General features: G+C 61.5%; 11 protein-coding genes and 1 tRNA gene. 8 read left to right on the plus strand and 4 right to left on the minus strand.

Going from position 1 to position 17,222, the window contains the following annotated elements:
* Positions 1-426: 426 nt before the first annotated feature.
* Complete coding sequence (locus F3H10_RS12515; protein ID WP_149785117.1) at positions 427-1,812, minus strand: permease; 1,386 nt, start codon at positions 1,810-1,812, stop codon at positions 427-429.
* A 178-nt stretch (positions 1,813-1,990) separates the two neighbouring features.
* On the opposite strand from F3H10_RS12515, the gene F3H10_RS12520 reads away from it, so the two are divergent.
* The 5 genes from F3H10_RS12520 (at position 1,991) to F3H10_RS12545 (ending at position 11,105) form a co-directional block, all read left to right on the plus strand.
* Positions 1,991-2,365: an SHOCT domain-containing protein gene (locus tag F3H10_RS12520; protein WP_149785095.1), complete on the plus strand. Its 375-nt coding sequence runs from the start codon at positions 1,991-1,993 to the stop codon at positions 2,363-2,365.
* Between the two features lie 1,299 nt (positions 2,366-3,664).
* The gene (locus F3H10_RS12530; RefSeq protein ID WP_394349714.1) at positions 3,665-5,326 is read left to right on the plus strand and encodes a DEAD/DEAH box helicase; all 1,662 of its coding nucleotides are present in this window, start codon (positions 3,665-3,667) and stop codon (positions 5,324-5,326) included.
* Positions 5,323-6,228 carry a RecB family exonuclease gene (locus F3H10_RS12535; protein WP_149785096.1) on the plus strand — a complete coding sequence of 302 codons (906 nt, stop codon included), beginning with the start codon at positions 5,323-5,325 and terminating at the stop codon, positions 6,226-6,228. The genes F3H10_RS12530 and F3H10_RS12535 overlap by 4 nt, the downstream gene beginning before the upstream one ends.
* Positions 6,225-9,677: an ATP-dependent helicase gene (locus F3H10_RS12540; RefSeq protein WP_149785097.1), complete on the plus strand. Its 3,453-nt coding sequence runs from the start codon at positions 6,225-6,227 to the stop codon at positions 9,675-9,677. The genes F3H10_RS12535 and F3H10_RS12540 overlap by 4 nt, the downstream gene beginning before the upstream one ends.
* A gap of 63 nt (positions 9,678-9,740) precedes the next feature.
* Positions 9,741-11,105 (plus strand): restriction endonuclease, encoded by a 1,365-nt coding sequence (locus F3H10_RS12545; RefSeq protein ID WP_149785098.1) that lies wholly within the window; start codon positions 9,741-9,743, stop codon positions 11,103-11,105.
* Positions 11,106-11,126: 21 nt separating this feature from the next.
* Here F3H10_RS12545 and F3H10_RS12550 read toward each other — a convergent pair whose 3' ends face one another.
* Positions 11,127-12,389, minus strand: a complete 1,263-nt coding sequence (locus tag F3H10_RS12550) for a HEAT repeat domain-containing protein (RefSeq protein WP_149785099.1) — start codon at positions 12,387-12,389, stop codon at positions 11,127-11,129.
* A 354-nt stretch (positions 12,390-12,743) separates the two neighbouring features.
* Positions 12,744-12,818: transfer RNA gene (locus tag F3H10_RS12555), tRNA-Arg, on the minus strand.
* A gap of 197 nt (positions 12,819-13,015) precedes the next feature.
* Between F3H10_RS12555 and F3H10_RS12560 the strand changes: the two genes are divergently transcribed.
* Positions 13,016-13,615: an RAD55 family ATPase gene (locus F3H10_RS12560; RefSeq protein WP_149785100.1), complete on the plus strand. Its 600-nt coding sequence runs from the start codon at positions 13,016-13,018 to the stop codon at positions 13,613-13,615.
* Positions 13,616-13,655: 40 nt separating this feature from the next.
* Entirely contained in the window at positions 13,656-14,078 is a 423-nt protein-coding gene (locus tag F3H10_RS12565) for a CoA-binding protein (RefSeq protein ID WP_149785101.1), read from the plus strand.
* A gap of 55 nt (positions 14,079-14,133) precedes the next feature.
* Here F3H10_RS12565 and F3H10_RS12570 read toward each other — a convergent pair whose 3' ends face one another.
* Positions 14,134-15,114, minus strand: a complete 981-nt coding sequence (locus F3H10_RS12570; protein ID WP_149785102.1) for a PLP-dependent cysteine synthase family protein — start codon at positions 15,112-15,114, stop codon at positions 14,134-14,136.
* A gap of 117 nt (positions 15,115-15,231) precedes the next feature.
* On the opposite strand from F3H10_RS12570, the gene thrS reads away from it, so the two are divergent.
* Positions 15,232-17,211, plus strand: a complete 1,980-nt coding sequence (gene thrS / locus F3H10_RS12575) for a threonine--tRNA ligase (RefSeq protein WP_188127938.1) — start codon at positions 15,232-15,234, stop codon at positions 17,209-17,211.
* The last annotated feature ends 11 nt before the right edge of the window (positions 17,212-17,222 follow it).

The raw sequence follows: 17,222 nt of genomic DNA on the forward strand, positions 1-17,222 counted from the left end.
TCCTCGCTCAGTCACTACCGTTCCTTCGCTGCGGTGCTTGCTTCGCCGGGCTTCCTCCCCGAGGCTGCCCCTTTGAGTCCCACCCGACCGCACCGCAACCACACCTCACGCCTCCCCAGCCTCGCGGCTCGCTCCGCTCGCCGCGTCCCTCGCGGTCGGGTTCGCGCCCTTCGGGCGCTCACCGGCGCGCCACAGCACAGCAGATCGCTCGCTCCTTCGTCTGTGCTGAGCGATTCGTCAGTTCTGCAGTGACCGCAGATGAGTTAGAAGTATCACCGGTAGAGGATTTCAACAGAGCTTCGGCTTTCCAATTCTCTCCGGTCGAGGGGCACAGTAACGTGTTCAATTTGGTTTAGTCATCGGATTTACCCAAGTGCGAACAAGGACCTGTCTTCTATCAGCTGTGGATTTTCGATGAGACGTCCGTCAGTGGTCGTGTCCCTCCATCACCATCGGATGTCCGGTGGCGTATTCATCGGGTTTCTCCTCGAAGGTCTCCTTACAGGTCTGTGAGCAGAAGTAGTACGTTTCACCGTCGTGTGTCGTCGACGATTCGCTGTCATCGGTCCGCATACCACAGACGGGGTCGCGGTACTGGCCGGGCGCACCGAGACCACGACGGTACACGTACAGCAGGAAGCCCGAGAGCGCGAAGGCGATGAGGTTGAGGTAGAACGTGTAGTTGAGCTCGAAGTACGTTTGCTCGGTTGCCGTCTGTCCACCGGCCAGATCAGGGACGATGCCGAGGGCGTCGAATAGTAGTTCCATGAGGAAGCCGGTGAACGCCATCGTAACGAAGAAGACACCGAGGATGTACAGCATGATCTTCCAGCCGTAGTACTTCCGGTAGACGTTCAACACGGGGATCGTGATGAGGTCAGCGTAGACGAACGCGATGACTCCCGCGAAGCTAATGCCGCCGCCCCAGAGCGCGACCGCGAACGGGACGTTGCCCATACTGCCGACGAAACTGAGGACGGCGATGGCGACGCCCATGATCGCGTGCTCGGCGGTCACGAGCAGCCCGTCCCCCTGGATGAACAGGGTGTTCCAAACCCACTTCGGGACGAAGACGATGACGAATCCGGAGATGAGAAACCCTGCGATGACGTCCTTCCAGATCATCGACCACTCCTTGCGGTACTGATTCCCGACCTTGTACCAACCACCCCAGGACAGCAACTCCTCGCGCCACCCCCCGCTACTTGACGTCTCCTGACGGTAGGTCTCCATACAGCCCTCCGAGCAGAACTTCAGTGTTTCACCGCCGTCTGTCGTGAGCGTGTACTCGTCTTTCCCCTCCATCCCGCAGGTAGGATCTTCCGTGACGCCCGACTCACGGTCGCGTTCGTTGAGTGTCTCCCGAACCTCGTCGAACAGGTTCTCGGGGAGTGTGAGGTGGACGATGACAGCCATGATGGCGATGAGGATGAGGCCGCCGAGCAGTTCCGCGAGCAGGAACTCCCAACCCAGCAGGATCAGGATCATCAACCCAAGTTCGACGATGAGGTTCGTCGACGCGAACATGAACGCAAGGAAATTCACCGCGTGCGCACCCTTTTTGAACAGGCCTTTCCCGATGGCGACGGCCCCGAAACTACACCCACTGCTCGCTGCGCCGAACGCAGTCGCTTTGATGAGACCGCTTAGGTCACCATCACCCAGGACTTGAGCCATCCGCTCTTTGGAGACATAGACTTGAACGAGACTCGTGATCGTGAGGCCCATGATGATCGCCCACGCTGCCGTCCAGAGAAATCCAACACCGATTCGGAGGGCTTCGAAGATCCCCTCAATCATCGTCGCCTGTATGGTTGTACCAACGTAAGGATCCTCTATTACACTTTTCCTTAAGATACCGTCCTTCTGAGAACTCTCAACTATGGATTCAAAAGTCAGCAAGTTCGATTCCAGATGGTTCTAAGCCGTAATCGCATTGAATCGTAACCACGTACATGACACTAGAGACGGACTTACGGAGTGAACTCAAATGCCAAAAAATATCGACGACACACGGCTGGTCACGATCCTCCTCATTATCATCGGTGCGTTCGTCATCTTCCCGATGGTCTTCATGGGGTTCGGGATGATGGGATTCGGATCGATGATGGGCGGTATGTGGGGCGGTGGAATGTGGGGCGACGGAACGATGTCGGGCTGGATGTTCATCGTCGGCATCGTGATGCAGATCCTGTTCCTGGCTGCCATTATCGGCGGTGGTTACCTCATCTATAGGGCGGTTGTGGGCAGTGAGAGTGGTTCAGACCAAGCACTCGAAGAGCTCCGGCTCGCATACGCTCGCGGCGATCTAACCGAGGACGAATATGAACAGCGGCGAGAGGCACTTGAACGCGATACGAAGTGAAGATAAGACAGTTCCGAGAAATGACGAGGACATCCGATTCCCGTCCTGCGACGACGCATCCGTCCCTCCCAGCTTGGTTCGACCGGTATACAACGCTAGGCCTGTACGGACTACTCGTTGGAACGGGACTCTGTCTGGTCGCGTTCGTCACAAATCCGGCACCTGATCCCTCGTTCCCTTGGGCGACGCTACCGGCATCGCTCCGACTCCCGTTCGAACAGCCACGGATCGAACACTGGCCAGTAACGTACACTCTCGGCATCTGGCTGTGGATCGCCGGGTTTCCGGCGTTGTTCTTCGGTGGCTACAGACGATTCGGAACTCGGACGCCGTTCGGTTCAACGACGTGGCTCGCTGGGCTCCCCACGCTAGCGATGCTCAGCTGGACGACCTACTGTCGGGTTTTCTGGCCGAAACTCCACCCACCGACCTGGAACGCCCCCTCTTACACGTTCATCTGCTGGCTGTACTGTTCCTCGTACGATGTGGTCTGGAGTAACACCGCATATCTAATCGTGCTGTCCGGCATTGTCGCAACGCTCCTCGCAGTACGAAACCAGAACGCAGACGGGATTACTCTCCTTGGATTCGGGCTCCTGGCACTCCCCCTCGGATTGCCGGCTGTATACGAAGGGTTTCGCCGAACGAAACGAACGACAACCTAAGATAGTGAAAAAGTCACAACCATCGCTCTGTAGAAGTCTCTGATAATGTGAACAAGTACACGCCACAGGACACCAAGTAGATAAACACACCGACACTGCCGGTTCGTAGTGTTCAGCTTCGCATGGAACCAGCTTATCTGAACACTACGGGATGTAATGGGAGAAAGCCTAACTGATAGCTCTCGGAACTAGCCAGTATGTCGTACTCGACCGGTCTGTCTTCTACCTCTAGGGGCCGTCGATGAGAGGTATAGTGAACCACGCCTTCGACGGCGAACTGGTGAGCGTACCGTTTGGCCGGTATAACGTGGAATCTGCGGTATGTAACATCTACACTGACCTCCTTGACGAGCACGATTCTGAGGACGTGCTCGTCATCACCGGTGCGCCGACGAGCGCAGACACGTTCCGTGAAGCGTTAGGTGAGGAACTGCCGGGTGCGGCGACGCCGTACGTGACGTCGTCGGTGGTGCACGCGACCGATGTCCTCAACCAGACCGATGACCGCGTCATTCTCTCCGACGCGCTGCGACGGGAACTCCTGTACCGGTTCCTCGAAGACTACGAGTGGGAAACGGAGTACCTCCAACGGGCGTCTGCGCAGCCGTCGTTCATCGAGGACGTGGATGCGGTGATGGGTACGGTCTCCTGGCAGGCGGTCACGCCTGACGAGACTCCGGAACTCCGTGACATCACGACTGCGCTCAACGGGTTCCACGACTGGCTCGCCGAGCACGGGCACATGGAACGCGGGCAACTCATCTCGGAAGCGCTCGATGTCCTCACTGGGGATGCCCGCGACGAGGTCGTTGATTTCGACGCGGTGCTCGCAGTCGAATTTGAGGAGTTCTTCCCGCTTGATCGCGCGTATCTCGACGCGCTCGCGGGAGACTGCGAGCTCGTCTGTGTCGCCGAGGAGAACGCGAGTGTGCGCCGCACCTGGGTCGAGACCGGACCCGTTACGGACTACGTCTCGTTCAGCGAGTCTCGACGTGGGGCATCGGGGACGCCGTCGACGCGACCAGCCGCGACGGCAGCCTATTTCGCCGACGAAATGGTCCCAGAAGATCCGGGAGCTGGGTCGGTGTCCGTCCTCGCTACAGACTCCAGTGACGAACAGCTCGCTGAGATTGCGAACGAGATCGAAGCGCTCGTCGCGCAGCCGGACTGGGAGTACGACGACATCGCTGTCGCCACGAAGCAAAGCGGTAGTGCTGTGACGGACGCTATCGAAGCGTTCGAAGGCACCGGGATTCCGACGGAATCGACAACCGTCACCGGGTTCGGTGACGACCCTGCGATTCGGGAACTCCTCGCGGCTGTTCGGTATCTCGCTGACGGTGAAGATGATGGGCCCGACCACGGTCCGGAGCTCGATACGGACCGCTTGGACCGAGTCAGCGAGACGGAGAGCCTCGAAGATGCGATTCACTGGTGGGCGACGGACGCTGGGTTGAAAGAGCGGATCGCGGAACGGGCGGCCCCGTTGGATGCACGGGCGCAGTTCGGGAACGTCCGACGGGCGTTCCGGATGGCCGAGTTCCTCGAAGAGACCGAGTTCGTGGATGCGACGTGGGAGTCGTTCAAGCAGATGCTCGAACGCGCTCACGAGTACGCACCACAGCAGAATCAGACGAGTGCGACGGACCTCGACGGCGGGGTCCGCGTCGATCACTTGCAAGCGATTAAGAACGAGTCGTTCCGCGCGGTGTTCCTCGTGAATCTCGTCGACAGCGAGTACCCGGGCGACCCGTTCCTGACACGGTTGTTCCCGAGCGAGCGAGTCGCGTCGATGCCGGACTACCCCGGTGTAACGGAACTGGATGGAGCGGACGTGGATGCGACGTTCCCGACGACGTCGACGGCGTCAGGACGACCGTTCGCGCAGTACCACGCGGAGCACGCGCGGCGACGGTTGGCTGTCGGTGCGGGTGCGGCGGCGGAGCGGCTCTACTGTTGTCTCTACGAGTACGAAGACACGGCGCTCGAAGAGCGTGCACAGGCGTCGCGGTTCCTCACAGCGGCGTATGCGGACCTTCCGTGGGTGACCGAGGCCGATGATCCACAGGTTACGAGCGAGCAAGCGGCGGAGCAGTACCTGCTGTCGCGGGTCGACGACGCGCTTGCGGAGGTGCGGCGCGCGAACAGTCAGGACGTGACGGTGTCGCTCGATGAGGTCGAAGCGGAACTCGGAGAGATTCAGGACGTGCTCGATAAGAGCGGGGCGCGTGGGGAGGAACTTCGGAAGGCGTTGCGTGCGCGTGTCGAGTTCGCTACCGGGGAGGTGCGGCGATGAGCTCGGAATCGCTCTCCCCGTCGCGGTTGGCGAACTACGCGACGTGTCCGCGGTTGTACGATTACCGGTACGTACAGGATGTGAACACACCGGATCGTACGGAGCTGTATCTCAACCAAGGGACGATCTACCACGAGACTATCGAGGACGTATGTGATGCGACTGACCGTGATGCTGATGCAGAGACGATTCACGACCGCGCGATGGATGTCTTCGCGGCGAAGTGGGCGGAACACAGCAACTCCGACGACTACGAATCCGACGCCCATCAGGAATACCAGCGGAGAGAGAACCGGGCTGCCGTCGAGGCGTTCTTTGACCCGGATGGTGGTGACGGGATCGAGCACGCGCGTCACTCCGTCGCCACGGAGTGCTGGGTGGAGTGCGAAGTGGATGGCCGCGGCCTCCACGGGAAAGCTGACAACGTCGTTCGGACGGACGAGGGGCTCCACGTATTCGATTACAAGCGGAACACGAGAGGTGTCCTTTCGTCCGGGACAGCCGAGTATCTCGGCGAGCACCGCGACGGAGAGGCGCACGAGCCAAAGCGTGTGCGGAACGCGTTCCAGACGGCGACGTACATCGAGGGCGTGAAGAACGAACCGTTCTACGAGGACGGGATGACGGTTCGATTCAGTTTCTACGGCCTGCTCAACAGCACGTCGTTCGAGAGCACTCCAACCGGGTACGAGGTATCTGCCCGTGGATATCCACGAGAAACCACGGAGATCTACGCGGAGCACCACGACACGATCTGGGCGCTCATCCGTGCCGCACACGACGGCATCACAGGTGAGGCCTACGAGCCGGAGCCGTTCGACCTCATCACCGACGAGGCGTGCCCGGACTGTGACTATCGAGAGATGTGTGCTGATCGCCTGTCGACGGAGGTGCGACGATGAGCGACGAGACGGAGTACCCGTCGTGGCTCCCCGTTCCAGAAGAAGACGTGTCCCCGGAGCCCCAACAGCGGACAATCATCAACTCCGACGCGTACCCGATGCGTGTCCTCGCCGGTGCAGGGACGGGGAAGACGTTCACAATGGTGCGCAAAATCGAGCACCTCATCGACGAGGAAGACGTGTCCCCCGACCGGATTCTCGCGTTGACGTTCACGAACAACGCCGCGGACTCAATGCGTGAGAAACTCAACGCGAAACTCGGGACAGCAGGGTACGACATCGACGCGTACACGTACCACTCCATCTGTAACGAGATCCTCACCGACTACGCGTACGAGGCGGGAATCGATCCGGACTTCGAGGTCGCCACGGACGCCGAAAAGTACGCCATCGTTCTGGACGTCCTGGACGACATCGAATACCGGTCTGTGAAACCCAACGTGTACGGGAGCGACGGGTACGTGTCAGGGGCTGCGTCGAAGCTGCTCAACTTCATCGGGTCGATGAAACGCAGCGGCATCACGCCCGACGAGATCGATACCTTCCTCGGACCGGCTGACCGCGTCTACGAACTCGCCGACCTCTCGGAGCGCGTCGAGAACATCGCCAGCGACCATCTGGGTGGCCAGTCCGTATCGAGCGTACTAGACTCGCTCCCAGACGCGCGTGCTGACCTTGTCGCTGAGCGCGACGCACTCGGTACCCATGGTATCGAAGCCAGCGCACGCGACTTCCTCGACCGCATCATCGAGCTTTGTGACGCGCTCGAATCCGCGTTCGAAGCCCACGAGGCGGGCGACCAAGCGTTGCCGGACAACGCGTACAAGCTTCCGAAGTACCTACTCGGAGGGTACGCGAACGGTGCGCCGAAGGGGATTCCGGACGATCTCGACCTCGAACTCACGGACCATCTCGACTCGTTCCTCTCGGACTGTCTCACGGCCCGTGACCTGACGGCGGGCTATGCGGCGTATGAGCGTGAACTTGACGAGCGGAACCTGATAGACTTCGACGGCCTCGTCGTGGAGACGGCCGCACTGATGGACTCGCCGGTCGGCGAAGAGATAGCCGACCGGTGGGACTACGTATTCTGTGACGAGTTCCAGGACACCGACCGGCTGCAGTTCGATCTCGTCACGTCCCTCGTCACCGACGACAACCTGTTCGTCGTTGGTGACGACGATCAGGCGATCTACGAGTGGCGTGGCGCGAACGTCGCCAACATCACTGACGAACTCGACCGCGCATTCGCCGCACTCGAAGATGAACCGTTAGAAGAGAACTTCCGGTCCCGACAGCCGATCCTCAACCTGGCGAACGAAGCAATTCAGAAGCTCGATCACCGCGAACGACACAAGACACTGAAACGCGTCGACGAACCTGCGTACGACGGCGACACCGTCGCAACCGTCGAACTGCCGGACGAGGACGATGCGGACGGCGCGACCCAGCTTCGCACCGTCGTCCAGAATCTACTGAGCGGCGCAGCAGACAACCTCGACGAGGCGTACGACCCGGGCGACATCGCCCTGCTTGTCCGGAAGAACGACCACGCGACGCCGGTCATCGAGGAGTTCGAGGATGCCGGCATCCCGTACCAGGTTGCTGGTGATCTGGCGACGGAATCAGTCGGCGTCGGCACCGTGACTGCCTACCTGAAGGCGCTCGCGCGGCCCGAAGACGAGGTGAGTTGGAATCGCGTCCTCCTGATGCGGTACCGGCTCTGCGATGCGGATCTCCGTACGCTCAACGCGGGCGACGACTCGCTCGTGGACACGCTGCGCGAGACGCCGCTCGACGAGTTCGAGGAACCCGACCGCGTCGTAGAAGCCCGCGAGCACGTCACAGAGCTCCTCGCCATCCGTGACTCGGCGTCGCTCAGTCACCTGTACCGCGAACTCACGGACATCACGAACATCGAGTGGTACCTCAGCGAACAGGAGCGCCGGGATCTCGCCCAGCTGGAGGACGTCATCGAACAATACGGTGACAGTGCTGTCCAACCACCGCTCACCCCAGAGTTCATCAACTCGCTCGAACACTACGACTCCCTGTTCGACGAGAGCGGCTCGACACCGACGAGTCAGCCGGACGTCGCCGACGACGCGGTCAACGTAATGACCATCCACAAGAGCAAAGGCCTAGACTTCCCGGTCGTCCTCACCCCACAAGTTACAGCCGACGAGTGGGCACCGAGCTCACGTACCTACGACGCACTCGAAACGGGGCTCTCGGATGGCGCAGAGGCGGCGTTCGCCGAGGACTTCGTCGAGCGTGACGCGCGTGAAACCCGCCGCGTGTTCCACGTCGGGATCACGCGCGCCGAAGACGTCCTTGTCCTCCAGGGCGGTACCGAGGGCGACGACGATGCTGCGGACGTGCACCCGGTTTCAGAGGCCGTCGACGAGATTCTTCCACCCCAAATCCCGTGGCAGCCAGCGCGCGGGCAGCTCCCACTCTGGACCGACGTTCAGGAGTGTCTCCCGGATGATGCGGCAGATTGGACTGACACGCTGGCGAACGAGACTGTCGGGCGCGTTGGTGGGACCGTCCAGCACGACGGGGACGAACTCGCAGTCGAAGCTGCGCGCGACCGCGTGCTAGACCTCGCAACAGCCACCCTCGACGGGGATCTCTCACCGAGAGACGAACGAGAGACACTCCAAGTGACGTCGCTAACCGGCCCGTCGACGCCCTCGCCGCCGCTCTCGCACAGTTACACGTCGCTGGCAGCCTACGAGGAATGCCCGCGGAGCCACTACCTGGACTACGTGGTCAACGCATTCCCCGACTATCAGGACGCGACGAATGAAGCCCGGGATGGTGTTTCGCAACGTGAGATCGGGTTGCTGTTCCACGACACTGCAGAGCAAGCCGCGAACCAAGCTGTGGAACGGCGTGAGGAGTGGTACGAAATCTGTGAGCGCCTGGCCAGTCAACGCCGAGCCGAGGACGCACTCCCGGCGGCGAAACAGTGTATCGACCGGTACTTCGAGTTAGACCTCCCCAGCTACGAGCTCATCGATGCGGAACGGGAGTTCGAACTCGACATCGATGGGCACGAACTCGTCGGATACATCGACGCCGTCTACCGGACGCCAGACGATGAGTTGCTCGTCATCGACTACAAGGCCACCGAACGTCACCGCGACCTAGAGGACGACAAGCAACTCCCGATCTACCTGTTGGCATGTCGTGACCTGTACGATGAGCCCGTCGCACGTGCAGGATACGCCTATGTCGGTGAGATAGGGCCGACGGTTGAATCCCGAACATTCAGCGACGCTGACCTGGCGGCGGTCAGGGACGACGTGACGGCGTCGATGACCCGTATTGCCGAGTTCTCGTTCAGTCGGTACACTTCGGGTGAGCACTGCCGGTGGTGTCAGCACAACCAACTTCCCTGTGCGCCGGCCTCGTTTACCGTCGGACCTGGGTTCGAAGAGTAGTCCGATACCTCCTAATCGAAAGAACGTATTTACGACCCAAATGGTACAATTGGAGTAAATCCGATGCCTGTTCTGGACGATCTCTCCGGATTCGAGTTCGAGGACGTGATGGAGGATGTTTTCCGGAATCTTGGCTACGAGAACGTTCGGCAAGCTGAGCGGACGGCTGACGAAGGACGCGACATCCTCATGGAAGAGGTCGTGGACGGGAATCGCCGGGCCATCGTTGTCGAGTGTAAGCATACAGGAACTGTCGGGCGACCGGTGGTGCAGAAACTTCACTCGGCGATTGCGACGTTCGGGTTTGACGGACCGAAGCGTGGGATGGTGGTCACGACTGGTCGATTTACTAACCCGGCTATCGAGTATGCCCAGCGCCTCCAGCGCAATGATGACCCGTATCCGATTGAACTCATTGACGGTGTAGACCTCCGTGAGATCGCTGACGAAATCGGACTTGACCTCTACAACGGTCGAATCGAGATCCTGTGCGACGAAACGCTCCGGCCATATGACTCAGCGACGTCGGTGACTGCGCCTGTCAAAGAAGCGTTCCAAGACATCGAAAACATCCAGTCATCGAACCTTCCTGCGCCGTATTCCACCGTCACGTTCCGACCAGTCGTCGCCGTGACTGCGGATACGAACGCAGTTTTCGAAACGTCGGTTGGCGTGATCCACCGGATCAACGAACGGTCCCGGTTCGTCGTCCACGCTGAACGCGGACGCCCCCAAGCTGCGTCAGGTGACGTCTCGAACCTCGTGTTGGAGAACCTCCACGCGACTGTTGATCTCGACGCGGACCGGTTCGAGAGTTCGTTCGATGCAGTTGAAGATCGGCGGTTCGGGCAAACCCAGACCGAATACAAAGACTGGGCCGTTGACCGTCTCAAAGACCATCACACGACGACCGTTTCCTATACCGGAGACAACAACGTCACGTATACGAAAACGTGTGAACCGAATCGGTCCGACATCTCAGTACAGTCAATCGAACCGGTGTACCTGCCGCAGGTTCGGCACACGACTGACCTACAGGAGTACTCGTATCCGTACGAGTATTTCGCGGCAGGACCATCACGCGTAACGAGTGAAGACGGAATCCACCAGTGCGTCCACTGCGACACAACAGGCACCGACAACGCCTACACGTACTGTGCGAACTGCGGAAGTATCAACTGTGACTCGCACATCAAAACCGAGCGATTAGAGGACACACCGATCTGTACCGGGTGCGCGGTGACCGAGCGCTTCGCGTTCAAAACGAAGTACTTCTACGACGAGGCGAACCGAGACGCGTTCCGCGAACAGTACGAAGCCATGCCATTCTACGAGAAAGCGATGGAAAACACGCCGCTCACCGTCGGCACAGTCGTTATCGTCGTACTCGTCTTGCTCGGAATACTCGTCAGCATCGGTGGCCTCTAACAGGCACTCGTGGCCGGTTCGCTACCGCTCCTCAATTTCGTCGATTGCGACCGACGCAGCGTGTCGTACCTCCTCGTTTGGATCAGTTTCCTCAATGTCTCGTAACCGCTCCAGTGCGTCTTCGGCTGCGAGGTAGCCGAGTGCCCAGCAGGCATTAGATCGGGCGTACGCGAAGTCCTCGTCTAATGCGTCGATCAACGGTTCGATTGCGGGTTCGACGGCATCCGGATCTGCTTTAGCGATTCGTGCGAGGATCGATGTCGCGTTGTACCGTACCTTCTCATCAGAGTCGTCTAACAACTCGATTGCCCGTGGGACCACCGGCTCGACCTGATCAGGGTATGCGTCAGCCAAGTCTGCCAACAGACCGGCTGCATTCGCGCGAAGTTTGTAGTGATCCGCGTCAAGTAATTCGATTGCCGTTGGGATCGTGTCTTCAGCGACGTTGGGGTAGTCCTTCGAGAGTGTTCCGAGGATGGCGAGCGCACCGATCCGGTGTGACTCATCACTCTCGCCGAGGTACGCGGTGAGCTGCGGGGTGATCGGAACGACAGCGTCAGGATATGCTTCTGCGATGCGTTGAATTGCTGTGATTGCTGTCGCGTCAGCGGGCGAGCCATCTTGGAGGAGTGCCGCGAGTTTCGGTACCGCATCGACGACAGCACCGGGGTTCGAATCGGCAATCTCCGCGACGATGGTAATCGCGTCAGCAAGAACGTCATGGTCTGCTTCCGAAGCGAGAAATTCGATGATGTCCTCAGCAGCGGGGGTTACCTCTTCAGGATGCTCTTGAGCGACAGACGAGAGTATTGTTACAGCGTCAGCCTGGATAGCCGGGTCTGATCCCTGTAATTCAGTCGTTAGTACGGGAACAGGCGTAAGACCGGCGCTGGGGTCTGCTTCAGCGAGTCGTGCGAGCCTGAATAAGGCCAGTCGCTGCGCTTTACTCTCGCCCGTTTGGATAGTATCAACCATCCCGTCAACATCGGTCGTGTCCACGGCTTCCAAAGGATTCTGAAAGTCGTCGTGGTCGTAGGCGTGACCGTACTGGTCGTACACTACGTAATCTTCGAATTCGGTTGCTGGAGGTATCGTGATGCTGGAGAGTGCTAGGTGGTGGCTGACCACCGCGAGTGCCTCACCCGGTGGCCGCATCAGATTAATCTCAACGAGATTGTAGCCAGCGTCCGGATAGTGGGCTTCTCGCTCCTCGTGACCGCTTTCGAACGCGCGGTCAGAGTTCTCTTCCATTCCGTCACTCGACGGTTCATCGTTGCCAGTCATACTTGTTCGTAGAGACTGCGTTGACCCGAGGCCGGAGCGTAACGTGGGCTCTGCTATACCCGTTGAAGGATCAGATAGTTAATTCCGGAGGGGATTCTGGCTTGCTTCAGTTCAGACAGGCCCACTGAATTGCTGAGTTGAGTGGCGTGAAGACGACCAAAGTCTCTCGCGCGCGCCACCAATTACACTCTCTACCCAAGTATTATGTCCCCACAGTGTCATTCAAATGTAAGCGAATCGCATGACATCGGCGACCCCCGTTCCGAACCGTGATGAAATCAAAACGGTCGAAGAGGGGTTCCTTTATAAGCGCCGTACCGCCGTCTGCCAAATGTTGCCCGTCACGCAGAATGATGGGCGCTGCAGGATTTGAACCCGCGACAACTTGGTCCGAAGCCAAGCACTCTATCCAGACTGAGCTAAGCGCCCGTACCCATCGGTATCCCGCTGACGGTTTTAAGTCCCGCGATCCGAACTGATCGGGGACGGCGCCCTCGTCGGACCGGCGACCGATCAAAAAGAATATTATCGGGACTGGAGATGTCTTCCGTAGTCGATGTATCCCGGTCGGAGACGGTCGTCGAACGAGTGGTCCGCGTCGATCCCCCCGCGATCGAGGTACACTCATGTATGATCTGACTCCCCACCTCGACGCGGAGGTGGAACCGGGAACGAACCTGCTTCTCACCGGACCTCCCCTCACCGGGAAGCGATCGCTCGCGATGGACGTCCTCGCGGACGGGACCGACCGTGGTGACGGCGCGATCGTCGTCACGACGAAGGACGGCGCCGATCGAGTGTTGAAGGACTACGAGAAGCGGACGCCCTACGACGGAAAACCCGTCGCCGTCGTCGACTGCGTCACTCGCCAGCAGGGCTCGGACGTCCGCGACTCCGACCGGATCAAGTACGCCTCCTCGCCGGTGGACATGACGGGCATCGGGATCAAGCTCTCGGAGTTCCTCCAAGCGTTCGGCGACCGCGGGATCGACCGCAATCGGATCATGGTCCACTCGCTGTCGACGCTCCTGATGTACTCCGACCTCCAGACGGTCTTCCGGTTTCTCCACGTGTTCACCGGTCGCGTCCAGAGCGTCAACGGGCTCGGGCTGTTCAGTATCGACTCGACCGCCCACGACGACCAGAGCCTGAACACCCTCAAACAGCTGTTCGACGGGATCGTGACGGTCTCCGAGGACGACGATGTCGAGATCCGGCTGGCCTGAGCCTGCCAACGTTTAGGACCCTTGCCGACCAAACACGAGCATGCCCATCACCGACGACGCGGGACTCGAGCGCGCGCTCTCGGCCGACACGGTCGCCGTGATCGGCTGTTCGACGACCGCCGGGAAGGCGGCTCACGACGTGCCGGCGTACCTCCAGAGACACGGTTACCGGGTGATCCCGGTGAACCCGTTCGCCGACCAGGTGCTCGGCGAGCCCGCCTACGACGAACTCGCGGACGTGGACGAGGAGGTCGACGTGGTGAACGTGTTCCGGCCGAGCGAGGAGGTGCCGGAGGTCCTCGAGGCGGTGCGCGAGCGACACGCAGAACGGGGCGACGCGGGGACCGCGTGGCTCCAGTTGGGGATCAGCCACGACGAGGCGGCCGCCGTCGCCGAGGCCGACGGGCTCGACGTGATCCAGGACCGGTGTATGAAGGTCGAACACGGCCGATTGATCGGGTGACACCGGACGCGACGCGGTCCGTCGATCCCCGGATCACCCCCGAGCGCCAGGACGGTCAGCCCTCCCACTCCTCGAAGTCGCGATAGACGCCCTTCGAGAGGTAGCGCTCCGAGGAGTCCGCGAAGACGGTCACGACGTTCTCGTGGGGGGCGTCGACCTCGCCGTCGCGGATCCCGCGGGCGACCCGCTTCGCGGCGAGCGCGTTCGCGGCCGACGAGGAGGCGACGAGGTGGCCCTCCTCGCTCGCGAGCCGGGCCATCTCCTCGTGTACCTCGCGGTCGGGGATCGCGTGGATCTCGTCGACGAGGTCGGGATCGAACAGCTCGTTGGTCTCGACGTCGTGGGTGCCGATGCCCTCGGTCTTGTACTCCTCGTGGTCGACGTTCTCGCCGAAGAACTCGCGGTAGGCGGAGCCGGCGGGCTCGACGGCGGCGACGTGGACGTCGGGGTGCCGCTCGCGGAAGTAGCGGGCCGTCCCCATCAGCGTCCCGGCGGTGCCACAGCCGGCGACGACGGCTCCCACCTCGCCGTCGAGGGCGTCGTCGATCTCGGGCGCGGTCGTCTCGTAGTGCGCCTCGGCGTTGAGCGGGTTCGAGAACTGCTGGGGAACGACGGCACCGTCCAGTTCCTCGGCGATCTCGTGGGCGCGATCGATGGCGAATCCCATCCCGTCCTCGGTCGGCGTGTTGATCACGTCCGCGCCGAGCGCCCGCATCAGCTGTTGTTTCTCCACCGAGAACCGTTCGGGGACGACGAAGACGGCGTTCACGCCGAGCTGCTCGGCGGCGACCGCGATCCCGATGCCGGTGTTGCCGGCGGTCGGTTCGATCACCGTTCCCCCCGGCTCGAGGTCGCCGCGCTCGAGCATGCGTTCGAGCATGTACTTCCCGATGCGGTCCTTGATGCTCGCACCGGGGTTGAACGACTCGAGTTTCGCGTACACCGGCGCCGCGTCCGGGGAGTCGTGGACCCGGACGAGCGGCGTCTCGCCGATCGTCTCCAGCACGGACGGGAGGGGCTCGCGATGGGTGGTCATGTAGGGGCAAGGGTTGCCGGTCGGTTTGTGTGTTTCCATCGGCGGGATGCGTGTTAGGGTACGGGTCCAGCGGCCCGCGGTCCGGCCGTCACGATCCGCGCGGATCGAACAACACTTATGCCGCTCGTCCGGCTTTCCGAGGGTATGAGCGAGACGGACGCGCGCGCCGACGTGACGGTCGTCCTCCCGGACGGGTCAGAGCTCTCCGTACCGGCCGGATCGACCGTCGAGGACGTCGCGTACGAGATCGGTCCCGGACTCGGACGCGACACGGTCGCGGGGAAGATCGACGGCGAACTCGTCGAGAAGTACGCCGAGGTAACGGACGGCGACCGGATCGAGATCGTCACCGACCAGTCCGACGAGTACCTGACGGTGTTGCGCCACACGGCCGCGCACGTCTTCGCACAGGCGCTCCAGCGGCTCCATCCGGCGGCGACCCTCACGATCGGTCCGCCGACCGACGAGGGGTTCTACTACGACGTGACCGACGTCGACCTCGACGAGGACGACCTGGAGGCCGTCGAGGCGGAGATGGACGAGATCATCGCGGCCGACTACGACGTCGAACGGGTCGTCCGTAGCCGCGAGGACGCGATGGAGATCTACGCCGACAACGAGTACAAACGCCAGATACTCGAGGAGGAGGCCGCCGACGAGGAGGTCACCTTCTACGTCCAGGACGGCTGGCAGGACCTCTGTCAGGGACCGCACGTCGAGTCGACCGGCGAGATCGGGGCCGCGACCCTGTTGGAGGTCTCGGCCGCCTACTGGCGCGGCGAGGAGGAGAACGACACGCTGACCCGGGTGTACGGGACGGCGTTCGCCACCGAGTCCGACCTCGAGGAGCACCTCGAGATGCGCGAGAAGGCCAAGGAGCGCGACCACCGCAAGATCGGCCAGGAGATGAACCTCTTCTCGATCCCGACGGTGACGGGGCCGGGGCTCCCGCTGTACCACCCGCCGGGAAAGACCGTGTTGAACGAGCTCTCCGAGTTCGCGAACGGGCTCAACCGCGAGAACGGCTACGAGGAGGTCGAGACGCCCCACGTGTTCCGGACCGAACTGTGGAAGCAGTCCGGCCACTACGAGAACTACAAGGAGGACATGTTCCTCCTCGACGTCAACGACGAGGAGTACGGGTTAAAGCCCATGAACTGCCCGGGTCACGCGACGATCTTCGACCAGCAGAACTGGTCGTACCGCGACCTCCCGCAGCGCTACTTCGAGAACGGGAAGGTGTACCGGAAGGAACAGCGCGGCGAGCTCTCCGGGCTCTCGCGGGTCTGGGCGTTCACCATCGACGACGGTCACCTGTTCGTCCGGCCCGACCAGATCCGGGCGGAGATCGAGTCGGTCATCGAGATGATCTTCGAGGTCGTCGAGACGCTGGACCTCGAGGTCGAGGTCGCGCTCGCGACCCGCCCCGAGAAGTCGGTCGGCGGCGACGAGATCTGGGAGTCCGCCGAGGAACAGCTGCGTGACGTGCTCGAGTCCGGCGGCTACGACTACGACGTCGAGCCCGGTGACGGGGCCTTCTACGGCCCGAAGATCGACTTCGGCTTCGAGGACGCGCTGGGCCGCGTCTGGGACGGGCCGACGGTCCAGCTCGATTTCAACATGCCCGAGCGCTTCGGGCTGACCTACACCGGCGAGGACAACGAGGAGCACCGGCCGGTGATGATCCACCGCGCGCTCTACGGCAGCTACGAGCGCTTCTTCATGGTGCTCATCGAGCACTTCGACGGCGACTTCCCGCTATGGCTCGCGCCCGAACAGGTGCGGATCCTCCCGGTCTCCGACGAGACGCTCGGGTACGCCCACCGCGTGAAGAACGCGCTCGCCGACGAGGGGATCCGCGTTGAGGTCGAGGACCGCGACTGGACGGTCGGCCGCAAGATCCGCCAGGGCCACGACGACCGGCTCCCGTACATGGTGGTCGTCGGCGACGACGAGGCCGAGGCCGGTACGGTCTCCGTCCGTGACCGCTTCGAGAACCAGCGCGGCGACGTCGACCTCGACGTGTTCGTCGACCACCTCGTCGAGGAGCACGACGAGAAACGCGTCGAGCCCGACTTCGTGACGAGCACGGAGTAGCGGGCGTTCGA

The sequence above is a fragment of the Halorubrum aquaticum genome (assembly GCF_900113615.1).
Lineage (GTDB): Archaea > Halobacteriota > Halobacteria > Halobacteriales > Haloferacaceae > Halorubrum > Halorubrum aquaticum.

What these genes read in the sequence shown, in the direction of transcription:
- F3H10_RS12520 (WP_149785095.1), top strand. Translation starts at nt 1,991, where the DNA reads ATGCCAAAAAATATCGACGACACACGGCTGGTCACGATCCTCCTCATT.
- F3H10_RS12530 (WP_394349714.1), top strand. Translation starts at nt 3,665, where the DNA reads ATGGGTACGGTCTCCTGGCAGGCGGTCACGCCTGACGAGACTCCGGAA.
- F3H10_RS12535 (WP_149785096.1), top strand. Translation starts at nt 5,323, where the DNA reads ATGAGCTCGGAATCGCTCTCCCCGTCGCGGTTGGCGAACTACGCGACG.
- F3H10_RS12540 (WP_149785097.1), top strand. Translation starts at nt 6,225, where the DNA reads ATGAGCGACGAGACGGAGTACCCGTCGTGGCTCCCCGTTCCAGAAGAA.
- F3H10_RS12545 (WP_149785098.1), top strand. Translation starts at nt 9,741, where the DNA reads ATGCCTGTTCTGGACGATCTCTCCGGATTCGAGTTCGAGGACGTGATG.
- F3H10_RS12550 (WP_149785099.1), bottom strand. Translation starts at nt 12,389, where the DNA reads ATGACTGGCAACGATGAACCGTCGAGTGACGGAATGGAAGAGAACTCT.
- F3H10_RS12560 (WP_149785100.1), top strand. Translation starts at nt 13,016, where the DNA reads ATGTATGATCTGACTCCCCACCTCGACGCGGAGGTGGAACCGGGAACG.
- F3H10_RS12565 (WP_149785101.1), top strand. Translation starts at nt 13,656, where the DNA reads ATGCCCATCACCGACGACGCGGGACTCGAGCGCGCGCTCTCGGCCGAC.
- F3H10_RS12570 (WP_149785102.1), bottom strand. Translation starts at nt 15,114, where the DNA reads ATGACCACCCATCGCGAGCCCCTCCCGTCCGTGCTGGAGACGATCGGC.
- thrS (WP_188127938.1), top strand. Translation starts at nt 15,232, where the DNA reads ATGCCGCTCGTCCGGCTTTCCGAGGGTATGAGCGAGACGGACGCGCGC.